This is a genomic window from Rhodopseudomonas sp. P1 (assembly GCF_039642825.1).
GTDB lineage: Bacteria > Pseudomonadota > Alphaproteobacteria > Rhizobiales > Xanthobacteraceae > Rhodopseudomonas > Rhodopseudomonas palustris_H.
In genome coordinates, this window is sequence record NZ_CP088006.1 from 3,451,018 (window position 1) to 3,462,440 (window position 11,423).

Here is an 11,423-nt window from a genome sequence, read left to right on the forward strand (position 1 = left end):
TCGCGAGGAGCGAAGCGACGAAGCGATCCAGAAACGCAATGCACTGAGCCTCTGGATTGCTTCGCTTCGCTCGCAATGACGGAGTTATCGCTTCCGCAAAAGCACCCGCCGCCTCACATCTCCGGCAGCACGCGTCCCAACAGCCCCTTCGCAATCTCGGTCGGAATGTCAGCGGCGCCGTACAGCGTTGCCGGCTCCGGCACCAAACGAGTCCGGGCGAACAGTTCGGCGTGCGGCGGATGGATTTCGTTGAGCGCGGCAGCCGCAGCAAGCTTCGCCAGCATCTCGACCGCCAGCCGCGCGGTGCGCTCGTTGTCGACCTGCAGCAGCGCACGGGCGATCAGGCCGGCCGCCGCCGGTCCGCCGGTGAGCGCCGACGTATCCTGGATCAGCGCCTGCAACACCTCGGTGCCGGCATCGCTCTCGCGCGACATCGCCCGCAGCACGTCGAGGCACATCACGTTGCCCGAGCCTTCCCAGATTGCATTGACCGGCGCCTCGCGATAGTGGCGCGCCACGATGCCGTCCTCGACGTAGCCATTGCCGCCGAGGCATTCCATCGCTTCATACACGAACGGCGGCGCCGACTTGCAGATCCAGTATTTCACCGCCGGTGTCAGCAGCCGCATATAGGCGGCTTCGAGCGGATCGTTCGGCGCCTCGTCGAAGGCACGGCACAGCCGCATCACAAGCGCCACCGAAGCCTCGACCTGCAGCGCCATGTCGGCAAGCACCGACACCATCAGCGAGTGGTCGGCAAGACGCTTCTGAAACACGGTGCGATGCCGGGTGTGATGCAGCGCATGAGCGAGCGACGACCGCATCAAGCCGGCGGACGCAATCGCGCAATCCTGCCGCGTCAGCTGCACCATCTGGATGATAGTGCGGATACCACGGCCGAGCTCGCCGACCGGCAGCGCGTAGGCGCCGGTGAACTCGACCTCGGACGATGCGTTGGAGCGGTTGCCGAGCTTGTCCTTCAGCCGCTGGAAACGGATCTCGTTGACCGACCCGTCGGGCTGAAACCGCGGCATGAAGAAACAGCTCAGTCCCTCGTCGGCCTGCGCCAGCACCAGGAAGGCGTCGCACATCGGCGCCGACATGAACCATTTGTGGCCGACGATGCGGTAGGCGTCGCCATCCCGGAACGCGCGCGTCGCATTGGTGCGCACATCGGTGCCGCCCTGCTTCTCGGTCATGCCCATGCCGATGCTCATGCCGTCTTTGGCAGTCCATGGCGCAAAGCTGGAATCGTACTGACGGGTGCCGAGCACCGGCATCACCTGCGCCAGCAGGTCCGGCTGCGAGCCGAGCGCCGCGACCGACGCGCGTGTCATCGTCACAGGACAGAGATGACCGGTCTCGACCTGAGCGGCCATGTAGAACTTCGCGGCACGCACCACTTCCGACGCATTGCCGGCGGGCTTGCCGTGTGCGTCCCAGGTGGAGTTGTGCAGGCCGGCCTTGAAGCTCTCCGCCATCAGCTCGTGATAGGACGGATGAAATTCGACCTGATCGCGGCGCACGCCCTTGGCGTCGAAGGTCTTCAGCTTCGGGGTGTATTCGTTGGCGAGACGGCCGCGTTCGGCCATCTCGGTGGTGCCCCACGCCTTGCCGAAGGCTTCGAGCTCGATATGAGCGTTAGCCCCCTGATTGAAAGTGACCGCCTCGAGCAGCGGCCGGTCGGCGCCCAACAGGTCGAGGTCCGGAAGCGGCGGCGACTGGTTGAACACCTCGTGGGTGGCGAAGGAAGGCTGCGTCATGTCGGTCCTGGAGCGGTACGGATTCGCGCGCATGTTACGCAGAAAACCGCCCCAAGGACACGGCGGATCGCCGCGCTCTCACTTCATCCGTTCACGGGCCGCCTTGAATCCGGTAACGAACCGCGCCAGCGTATGGGAGGTCGCGCCGCGCGGCAGCATCACTTCGATCAGTGAGAACACCCCGCGCCGCTCGACCGCGCGCTGCAGCGCCGCGGCAAGTTCGGCGCGGGTCGTGACCCGCTCGCCGAAGCCGCCGATCGAATGGGCGATATCGGCAAAGTGCCAGTCGTCGAGATCGTTGAACTTCGATTCCGGCTGGAACACCCGCAGCATTTCCCAGCTGCAATTGTTGAACAGCACCACGATCGGATCGAGGCCGTAGCGCTTGCAGTTGCCAAGCTCCCAACCGGTCATCTGGAACGCACCGTCGCCGACCAGCACCAGCGGCCGCAGACCGGTGGCGGCAACGCCGATACCAGCGGGCACGCCGAACCCCATGCCCGCGTAGTATCCCGGGGCCGCCAGAGCGGTATTGTCGATTTCCATCGCGGTGAACAGGCAATCGCCGATATCGGCGGTCATCGGCATCTTGCCGTGGCGGTCGAACAGATCGTTGATCGCGGTGGCGATGTCCGACGGCGCGATCGGCGATGCGTCGAGGGTCAGCCCGCGCGGATAGGCCATTCCCTTCCCGACATTGCGCGGCCGTGGCGGATGCTGCGCGGCGTGGGCGTCGAGACCGGCGATCAGGTCAGCCAGCGGCAGGTCGCGATAGACGTGGTGGCCGATCTGCACCTCGCGGCCGGTCGCAAGCACGGTGCGGCGCGGATCGGTCATGTTCGAGGACAACGCGAAATTGGTATCCGACAGGATGACGCCGAACATCAGCACCAGATCGGCGCTCTCGACCAGAGCCGACAGGTCCGGATCGCCGGCGGCGCCAAGATAGGTGCCGGCCACGACGTCGTCGGCACCCTCCAGCAGGCCGCGCCCCATGAATGTCGTCACCACCGGGAGGCCGAGCTTGCGCGCCAGCGCAGCGACCTGCTGCTCGACGCCGTAGCGGCGGATTTCGACGTCCACCACCATCACCGGCGACTTCGCCTTGGCGATCCGATCGAGGATTTCTTGCGCGCACTCGTCCCGCGCTCCAGCGTCGGCCTCGCGCCGCGGCAGCTTCGGCACCGGGTCGACCTTGGCGTCGACCATGTCGCGCGGAAATTCGATGTACACCGGCAGCGACAATTCCAGTGCGCTGCGCAGTACCCGGGCGATCTCGGCCGGTGCGGTCGCCGGATCGCTGAGTACGGCCTGATCGCAGGTGACTTCCTTGAATACCGCAAGTTGGGAATCGACGGTGCGGACTTGGTGATGCAGCAGATAGCCGCTGGTGCGCTCGCGCGCGCCGGGCGCGCCGGCGATCACCACCACCGGCGAGCGCTCCGCATAGGCGCCGGCGATCGAGTTGACGAGGTTGAACGCGCCGGCCCCGTAGGTCACCACCGCGACGCCGATGCTGCCGCGATAGCGCGACGCCGCATCGGCCGCAAAGCCGACTGCCGGCTCGTGGCTCATGGTGAAATACGGCAAGCCTCCGCTTTCCTCGATCACCTTGAAAAACGGCAGCACGAAATCGCCGGGGATGCCGAAGATCTCCCGGGCACCGTGATCCTTGAGGGCGTCGAGCAGCGCGGTCGCAAGCGTCGGCATGGGAGCTCCTGACTGGGCACGGAAAGCGCCGGACCGCTTTACCAGAGCTTCCGACTTTCGACCAACCGCCCACCCGCGTGACACGCTGCAAGGCCGAAATGCCGGCTGTTCCACAACGCCGGGGGATTATTCCGCGCCGCGCCCCGTTGGCGCTTGCCCGGCTTTCCAACTCTCCCTATAGCTCTTGCTTTAATGACCCCCGCCCCAAAATCGACTTTCGTCCTCGGTCACCGGCATCTGCTGGGAATCGAAGGGCTTTCCGCCGCCGACATTTCCGGCCTGCTCGACCTCTCCGAGGAGTATGTCGAGCTCAACCGGCAGGTCGACAAAAAGCGCACCAGTTTGCGCGGCCGCACCCAGGTCAATCTGTTCTTCGAGGCCTCGACCCGGACGCAGTCGTCGTTCGAGATCGCCGGCAAGCGCCTCGGCGCCGACGTGATGAACATGAGCGTGTCATCATCGTCGATGCGCAAGGGCGAGACCCTGATGGACACCGCGGTGACGCTGAACGCGATGCATCCGGACATCCTGGTGGTCCGGCATCACGCCTCCGGCGCCGTGGAACTGCTGGCCCGCAAGGTCGACGGCTCGGTGATCAACGCCGGCGACGGCGCCCATGAGCATCCGACCCAGGCGCTGCTCGACGCGCTGACGATCCGCCGCAACAAGGGCCGGCTCGAAGGGCTGGTGGTGGCGATCTGCGGTGACGTGATGCATTCGCGCGTCGCCCGCTCCAACATTCTGCTGCTGAACACCATGGGCGCCCGCGTTCGCGTCGTTGCGCCTTCCACGCTGCTGCCCGCGGGCATCGAACGGATGGGCGTCGAGGTCGCGCGCGACATGCGCGAAGGGCTCGACGGCGCCGACATCGTGATGATGCTGCGGCTGCAGCGCGAGCGCATGAACGGCTCGTTCGTGCCGTCCTCGGCCGAGTACTTCAACTATTTCGGGCTCGACCAGAAGAAGCTGTCCTACGCCAAGCCGGACGCGCTGGTGATGCACCCGGGCCCGATGAACCGCGGCGTCGAGATCGACTCGATCGTCGCCGACGGCGCCCAGTCGGTGATCCGCGAACAAGTTGAAATGGGCGTGGCGGTGCGTATGGCGGTGCTCGAAGCGCTCGCCCGCAACCTGCCGAACGCCTGATGCCGGAACGGGAAACAACATGCTGACCGATCGCCGCCCGATCCTGCTCGCCAACGCACGCCTGATCGACCCCTCACGCGACTTCGACGGCATCGGCGACGTGCTGATCGCCGACGGTGTGATCCGCGATGCCCGCCGCGGCATCGGTGCTGCCGGCGTCCCTGAAGGCACCGACATCATCAACTGCGCCGGCATGGTGGTCGCGCCCGGTCTGGTCGACATGCGAGCCTTCGTCGGCGAACCCGGCGCCAGCCACCGCGAGACCTTCGCATCCGCCAGCCAGGCCGCGGCCGCCGGCGGCATCACCACCATCGTCTGCCAGCCGAACACCAACCCAGTGATCGACAATTCGGCGACGGTCGACTTCGTGATGCGCCGCGCCCGCGACACCGCGATCGTCAACATCCATCCGATGGCCGCCGTAACCAAGGGGCTGGCCGGCGCCGAGATGACCGAGATCGGTCTGTTGAAAGCCGCCGGCGCGGTGGCGTTCAGCGATGGCGACCTCAGCATCACCAACGCGCAGGTGATGCGCCGTGCGCTGACTTACGCGCGCGATTTCGATGCGCTGATCGTGCATCACACCGAGGACCCTGACCTCGTCGGCGAAGGCGTGATGAACGAAGGTGAGTTCGCCACCCGGCTCGGCCTCGCCGGCATCCCCAACGCCGCCGAGACGGTGATGCTCGAGCGCGACATTCGCCTGGTGATGCTGACCGGCGGTCGCTACCACGCCGCGTCGCTGAGCTGCATCGAGTCCCTGGAGATCCTGCAGCGCGCCCGCGACCTTGGCCTGCCGGTGTCGGCGTCGGTTTCGATCAATCACGTCGCGCTCAACGAGAACGACATCGGGCCGTATCGCACCTTCCTCAAGCTGGCGCCTCCGCTGCGCACCGAAGCCGACCGCAAAGCTCTGATCGCGGCGATCGCCTCCGGGCTGATCGACGTGGTTATGTCGGACCACAATCCGCAGGACGTCGAGGTCAAGCGGCTGCCGTTCGCCGAGGCCGCCGCCGGCGCGATCGGGCTGGAGACGATGCTGCCGGCCGGGTTGCGGCTGGTGCATGCCGGCGAACTGGACTTCCTGAGCCTGATCCGCGCGATGTCGACCCGTCCGGCCGAACTGCTCGGCCTGCCCGGCGGCACGCTGCGCTCCGGTGCGCCCGCAGACCTGATCGTGATCGATCCCGACGTGCCGTGGCTGGTCGATCCGGACGAATTGAAATCGAAGTGCAAGAATACGCCGTTCGACGAAGCGCGGTTCTCCGGCCGGGTGACCCGCACCATCGTCGGCGGCCGCACCGTCTATGAGCATGTCGGCGCGCATTGATGTGCCGCGGATTGAATGAAATCATTTCTCTTCGTCATTGCGAGCGAAGCGAAGCAATCCAGAGTCACAAATACAGATGGATTGCTTCGTCGGCTTCGCCTCCTCGCAATGACGAACGCGACTGATTGAGGAGACGACCACGATGATGATCGGGATCTACATCGCCGCGCTGGTGATTGGTTATCTGTTCGGCTCGATCCCGTTCGGCCTGATCCTCACCAAGATCGCCGGTACCCAGGATCTGCGCTCGATCGGCTCCGGCAATATCGGCGCCACTAACGTGCTGCGAACCGGCCGCAAGGGCCTCGCCGCCGCGACCCTGCTGCTCGATGCGTTGAAGGGCACCGCCGCGGTCATCCTGGCCGCCTATCTCGCCTCCGGCACCGACGCGATTGCCGCAAACGCCGCGATGCTGGCGGCGCTCGGCGCCTTCCTCGGCCATCTGTTTCCGGTGTGGCTGAAGTTCAAAGGCGGCAAGGGCGTCGCCGTCTATATCGGCGTGCTGATCGGACTGTTCTGGCCTGCCGCGATCGTGTTCTGCCTGATGTGGCTCGCGACCGCCTTCACCTCGCGCTACTCGTCACTGTCGGCGCTGGTGGCGAGCTTCGTCACCCCGATCTTCCTGTGGTGGTTCGGCCACGACGCCCTCGCCTCGCTGTTCGCCGTGCTGACGCTGCTGCTGTTCTGGATGCACCGCGAAAACATCCAGCGACTGCAGGCCGGCACCGAGAGCAAAATCGGCCAGAAGAAGTAAGCGTCGCTGTTGTTCCGAAGGCGCCCGATCGCGCTGACCGGGCGCGATCAGATAATACCTCCAGCCGCGCTGTCGTCGACCTTGAACACACGCTAAAGTTGCGCAACACTTTCGCTCGCGGGGGCGGATGTGGGTGAGCGTAGCAGCGATCAGGGGACGACCGTCCTCACCGAAGCGCAGCGGGTGGATTGGCTGCGGCTGATCCGGGCCGACAACGTCGGCCCTCGCACCTTTCGCTCGCTAATCAATCACTTCGGCTCCGCCCGCGCCGCACTGGAGCGGCTTCCTGAACTCGCCAGGCGCGGTGGCGCCGCTCGCGCGGGCCGGATTCCCTCCGAGGACGAGGCACGGCGCGAGATTGAGGCCGGAAGGCAGATCGGCGTCGAGCTGGTCGCGCCGAGTGAGCCCGGCTATCCGCCCCGCCTCACCACGATCGACGACGCCCCGCCGCTGCTCGGCGTTCATGCCCTACCCGAAGCACTCGCCGTGATGGTGCAGCCGATGATCGCGATCGTCGGCTCGCGCAATGCCTCCGGCGCCGGCCTGAAATTCGCGAGCCAGCTTGCCGCCGATCTCGGCGCGGCCGGCTTCGTGGTGATCTCCGGGCTCGCCCGCGGCATCGATCAAGCGGCGCATCGGGCGAGCCTGGCCAGCGGCACCGTTGCGGTGCTGGCCGGCGGCCACGATAGGATCTATCCGGCCGAGCACGAGGATCTGCTGCTCGACATCATCCAGGCACGCGGCGCGGCGATCTCCGAGATGCCGCTCGGCCACGTCCCGCGCGGCAAGGATTTTCCCCGCCGCAACCGGCTGATCTCCGGCGCGGCCGTCGGAGTCGCGGTAATCGAAGCGGCGTATCGCTCCGGCTCGTTGATCACCGCGCGGCGCGCCGCCGATCAGGGCCGCGAGGTGTTCGCCGTGCCCGGCTCGCCGCTCGATCCGCGCGCTGCCGGCACCAACGACCTGATCAAGCAAGGCGCGACGCTGATCACCTCGGCCGCCGACATCGTCGCGGCGGTCGCATCAATCCTGGAGCGGCCGCTGGAGACGCCCGGCCGCGAGCCGGAGCACGCTCCGCCCACCGGCGAGCCCGATGCCGGCGACCGCGCCCGCATCCTGTCGCTGCTCGGACCGAGCCCCATCGGGATCGACGACCTGATCCGATTGAGCGGCATCCCGCCCGCCGTGGTGCGCACCGTCCTGCTCGAACTCGAACTCGCCGGCCGCCTCGAACGGCACGGCGGTTCGCTGGTGTCGCTGAGCTGAGGGAAGCACCTTCCAAAAAAGCCAACGGCCCGAAGCGTGAGCCTCGAGCCATTGTCCAGGAGCGGACGTACATCCGGCCCGCCCCGACAGTTCGAATCGTGAACTGGTTCGGTTAATTAGACGTAAACTGCAACCGCCTCGTGACAGCGTCGGCACCGGCCGACGCTGTACTGCCGAACGGCCCCACAGAACCTCACCTAAGATATGAAACCCAACTGAAGAATCCTGCCTGATGAGTGGGATCGGGGAACTTGTTCATTCGGCGCTGGAATTGCGCCGCCGACGAACGATCTCCCGGGCCTCCATCCGCGCCATGTCGAGCAGGTAACAGAGAGTGTCGAGGCGATGCGCCTGCGCGACCTGAATCAGTTGACCTGTCGCTTCCGACAGGTATTGGGCTGCTTCCACGGGGCCGCCGTCGCCGGGACGGGAGTAACGGGAGCTCTTCTTGCTGTCGGACGGCGGTGACATCGGGGCACCATTCCTGGCGGAATCGATCCACTCCAAATTGGATGGATGAAGAGCGATATACACGCATAGGTTGTACATCTCTAGGTTTATGTTTTGTGAATTTCAGGCCCAGGTAGCCGGAATATGTGTCGTCCTGCCCGAGCGGCGATTTGACAGCGCCCCTGTCACCACCCATGTTCCGGGCAATCCGGCCGGCGCGAGTCTCGCAGACCGGCCTTTTTCTCTTCATCTGATGCTTGGAATGCGATGAACCTCGTCATTGTCGAGTCGCCCGCGAAGGCCAAGACGATCAACAAATATCTCGGCTCGTCCTACGAGGTTCTGGCCTCGTTCGGGCACGTGCGCGACTTGCCGGCGAAGAACGGATCGGTCGATCCGGACGCCGACTTCCAGATGATCTGGGAAGTCGACCCGAAAGCTGCGAGCCGGCTCAACGACATCGCCAAAGCTCTGAAGAGTGCGGACAAGCTGATCCTCGCCACCGACCCTGATCGCGAGGGTGAGGCGATCTCCTGGCACGTGCTGGAGGTGATGAAGCAGAAGCGTGCGCTGAAGGACCAACAGGTCGAGCGCGTCGTGTTCAACGCCATCACCAAGCAGTCGGTCACCGACGCGATGAAGCATCCGCGCCAGATCGACGGTGCGCTGGTCGACGCCTATATGGCGCGCCGAGCGCTCGACTATCTGGTCGGCTTTACTCTTTCTCCGGTGCTGTGGCGCAAGCTGCCCGGCGCGCGGTCCGCCGGCCGCGTGCAGTCGGTGGCGCTGCGTCTGGTGTGCGACCGCGAAACGGAAATCGAGAAGTTCGTCCCCCGCGAGTACTGGTCGCTGATCGCCACCCTGGCGACGCCGCTCGGCGAGACCTTCGAGGCCCGCCTGGTCGGCGCCGACGGCAAGAAGATCCAGCGGCTCGACATCGGCACCGGTGCCGAGGCCGAGGACTTCAAGAAGGCGATCGAGGCGGCGAACTTCCGCGTCGCCACTGTCGAAGCCAAGCCGGCGCGCCGCAACCCCTATGCGCCGTTCACCACCTCGACGCTGCAGCAGGAAGCCAGCCGCAAGCTCGGCTTCGCACCGGCCCACACCATGCGGGTGGCGCAGCGGCTGTACGAAGGTGTCGATATCGGCGGCGAGACCGTCGGACTCATTACTTATATGCGTACCGACGGTGTGCAGATCGATCCGTCCGCCATCACCCAGGCGCGCAAGGTGATCGCCGAGGATTTCGGCAGCGCCTATGTGCCGGAAGCGCCCCGCCAATACACCGCCAAGGCCAAGAACGCACAGGAAGCCCACGAAGCGATCCGCCCGACTGACCTGTCGCGCCGGCCGTCCGACGTCAGCCGCAACCTCGATTCCGACCAGGCCCGGCTGTACGAGCTGATCTGGATCCGCACCGTCGCCAGCCAGATGGAATCCGCCGAGCTGGAGCGCACCACCGTCGATATCGAGGCGAAAGCCGGGGCGCGGTTGCTGGAGCTGCGCGCCACCGGCCAGGTGGTGAAGTTCGATGGCTTCCTCGCCGCCTATCAGGAAGGCCGCGACGACGATTCCGAGGACGAGGATTCCCGCCGCCTCCCCGCGATGACCGAGAACGAGGCGCTGAAGCGCGAGGCCCTCGCCGTCACGCAGCATTTCACCGAGCCGCCGCCGCGGTTTTCCGAAGCCTCGCTGGTGAAGCGGATGGAAGAGCTCGGCATCGGCCGGCCCTCGACCTACGCCTCCATTCTGCAGGTGCTGAAGGACCGCGGCTACGTCCGGCTGGAGAAGAAGCGGCTGCACGGCGAGGACAAGGGCCGCGTCGTGGTGGCATTCCTGGAGAGCTTCTTCACCCGCTACGTCGAATACGACTTCACCGCCGGGCTCGAAGAAGACCTCGACCGGATCTCCAATAATGAAGTGTCCTGGAAACAGGTGCTGAGCGACTTCTGGCGCGACTTCATCGGCGCGGTCGACGAGATCAAGGATCTGCGCGTCGCCCAGGTGCTCGACGTGCTCGACGAGATGCTCGGCCCGCACATCTATCCGGCGCGCGAGGACGGCGGCGATCCGCGGCAATGCCCGAGCTGCGGCACCGGCAAGCTCAATCTGAAAGCCGGCAAGTTCGGCGCCTTCGTCGGCTGCTCGAACTATCCGGAATGCCGCTACACCCGGCCGCTCGCTTCCGACAGCGCCGGCGATGCCGACCGCGTGCTCGGCACCGATCCCGACAGCGGCCTCGAGGTCGCGGTGAAGTCCGGCCGGTTCGGGCCTTACATCCAGCTCGGTGAGGCCAAGGACTACGCCGAGGGCGAAAAGCCGAAGCGGGCCGGCATCCCGAAGGGCACCTCGCCGTCCGACGTCGATCTCGAAATGGCGCTCAGGCTGCTGGCGCTGCCGCGCGAAGTCGGCAAGCATCCGGAGACCGGGCAGCCGATCAAGGCCGGCATCGGCCGGTTCGGCCCCTACGTCCAACACGAGAAGACCTATGCCAGCCTCGAAGCCGGCGACGACGTCCACACCATCGGTCTCAACCGCGCGGTGACGCTGATTGCCGAGAAGGTCGCCAAGGGCCCGAGCAAGGGCCGCTTCGGTTCCGATCCCGGCAAGGCGCTGGGCGACCATCCGAGCCTCGGCGCGGTCGCGGTGAAGAAGGGCCGCTACGGTGCTTACGTCACCGCCGGCGGCGTCAACGCCACGATTCCGAACGACAAGACCGAAGACACCATCACCCTGCCCGAAGCGATCGCGCTGCTCGACGAGCGCGCCGCCAAGGGCGGCGGCAAGGCCAAGAAGGCGCCGGCCAAGAAAGCTGCTGCCAAGAAGGCCGATGCCGACGGTGAAGCCAAGCCGGCGAAAAAGGCGGCGGCCAAGAAGGCCAAGCCGAAAGCTGAAGGCGCCGCCGCCAGCAAGGCGCGCGCGCGTGTCGCCGCAAAGACAGCAGCGAAGAAGGCCGCCAAGCCTAAAGACGCGGCCAAGGGTAGCGCCGCCAAGAACGGATAGA

The 11,423-nt window shown here is 66.0% G+C and carries 8 protein-coding genes; 5 read left to right on the forward strand and 3 right to left on the reverse strand.

Translation table 11 applies throughout. The annotated features are described in order from the left end of the window. Positions 1-113: 113 nt before the first annotated feature. Both LRC39_RS15990 and ipdC read right to left on the reverse strand, forming a co-directional pair. Complete coding sequence (locus LRC39_RS15990; RefSeq protein ID WP_346294934.1) at positions 114-1,763, reverse strand: acyl-CoA dehydrogenase family protein; 1,650 nt, start codon at positions 1,761-1,763, stop codon at positions 114-116. 78 nt (positions 1,764-1,841) lie between these two features. Beyond that, positions 1,842-3,473: an indolepyruvate/phenylpyruvate decarboxylase gene (gene ipdC / locus LRC39_RS15995; RefSeq protein ID WP_346294935.1), complete on the reverse strand. Its 1,632-nt coding sequence runs from the start codon at positions 3,471-3,473 to the stop codon at positions 1,842-1,844. A 192-nt stretch (positions 3,474-3,665) separates the two neighbouring features. On the opposite strand from ipdC, the gene LRC39_RS16000 reads away from it, so the two are divergent. From LRC39_RS16000 to dprA, 4 genes are all read left to right on the forward strand, one after another. Next, positions 3,666-4,619: an aspartate carbamoyltransferase catalytic subunit gene (locus tag LRC39_RS16000; RefSeq protein WP_011158662.1), complete on the forward strand. Its 954-nt coding sequence runs from the start codon at positions 3,666-3,668 to the stop codon at positions 4,617-4,619. 19 nt (positions 4,620-4,638) lie between these two features. Continuing rightward, positions 4,639-5,949: a dihydroorotase gene (locus LRC39_RS16005; protein WP_264073774.1), complete on the forward strand. Its 1,311-nt coding sequence runs from the start codon at positions 4,639-4,641 to the stop codon at positions 5,947-5,949. A 142-nt stretch (positions 5,950-6,091) separates the two neighbouring features. Next, positions 6,092-6,703: a glycerol-3-phosphate 1-O-acyltransferase PlsY gene (gene plsY / locus LRC39_RS16010; RefSeq protein WP_346294936.1), complete on the forward strand. Its 612-nt coding sequence runs from the start codon at positions 6,092-6,094 to the stop codon at positions 6,701-6,703. A gap of 129 nt (positions 6,704-6,832) precedes the next feature. Continuing rightward, positions 6,833-7,969 carry a DNA-processing protein DprA gene (gene dprA, locus LRC39_RS16015; protein ID WP_346294937.1) on the forward strand — a complete coding sequence of 379 codons (1,137 nt, stop codon included), beginning with the start codon at positions 6,833-6,835 and terminating at the stop codon, positions 7,967-7,969. Positions 7,970-8,224: 255 nt separating this feature from the next. Here dprA and LRC39_RS16020 read toward each other — a convergent pair whose 3' ends face one another. Continuing rightward, positions 8,225-8,440: a hypothetical protein gene (locus tag LRC39_RS16020; protein WP_263988819.1), complete on the reverse strand. Its 216-nt coding sequence runs from the start codon at positions 8,438-8,440 to the stop codon at positions 8,225-8,227. Between the two features lie 246 nt (positions 8,441-8,686). On the opposite strand from LRC39_RS16020, the gene topA reads away from it, so the two are divergent. Continuing rightward, the gene (gene topA / locus LRC39_RS16025) at positions 8,687-11,422 is read left to right on the forward strand and encodes a type I DNA topoisomerase (protein WP_346294938.1); all 2,736 of its coding nucleotides are present in this window, start codon (positions 8,687-8,689) and stop codon (positions 11,420-11,422) included. The last annotated feature ends 1 nt before the right edge of the window (position 11,423 follow it).

Bases quoted from the DNA above. Each gene is read 5' to 3' on its own strand.
- ipdC (WP_346294935.1), bottom strand. From the start codon at position 3,473: ATGCCGACGCTTGCGACCGCGCTGCTCGACGCCCTCAAGGATCACGGT.
- LRC39_RS16020 (WP_263988819.1), bottom strand. From the start codon at position 8,440: ATGTCACCGCCGTCCGACAGCAAGAAGAGCTCCCGTTACTCCCGTCCC.
- LRC39_RS16005 (WP_264073774.1), top strand. From the start codon at position 4,639: ATGCTGACCGATCGCCGCCCGATCCTGCTCGCCAACGCACGCCTGATC.
- topA (WP_346294938.1), top strand. From the start codon at position 8,687: ATGAACCTCGTCATTGTCGAGTCGCCCGCGAAGGCCAAGACGATCAAC.
- LRC39_RS15990 (WP_346294934.1), bottom strand. From the start codon at position 1,763: ATGACGCAGCCTTCCTTCGCCACCCACGAGGTGTTCAACCAGTCGCCG.
- plsY (WP_346294936.1), top strand. From the start codon at position 6,092: ATGATGATCGGGATCTACATCGCCGCGCTGGTGATTGGTTATCTGTTC.
- LRC39_RS16000 (WP_011158662.1), top strand. From the start codon at position 3,666: ATGACCCCCGCCCCAAAATCGACTTTCGTCCTCGGTCACCGGCATCTG.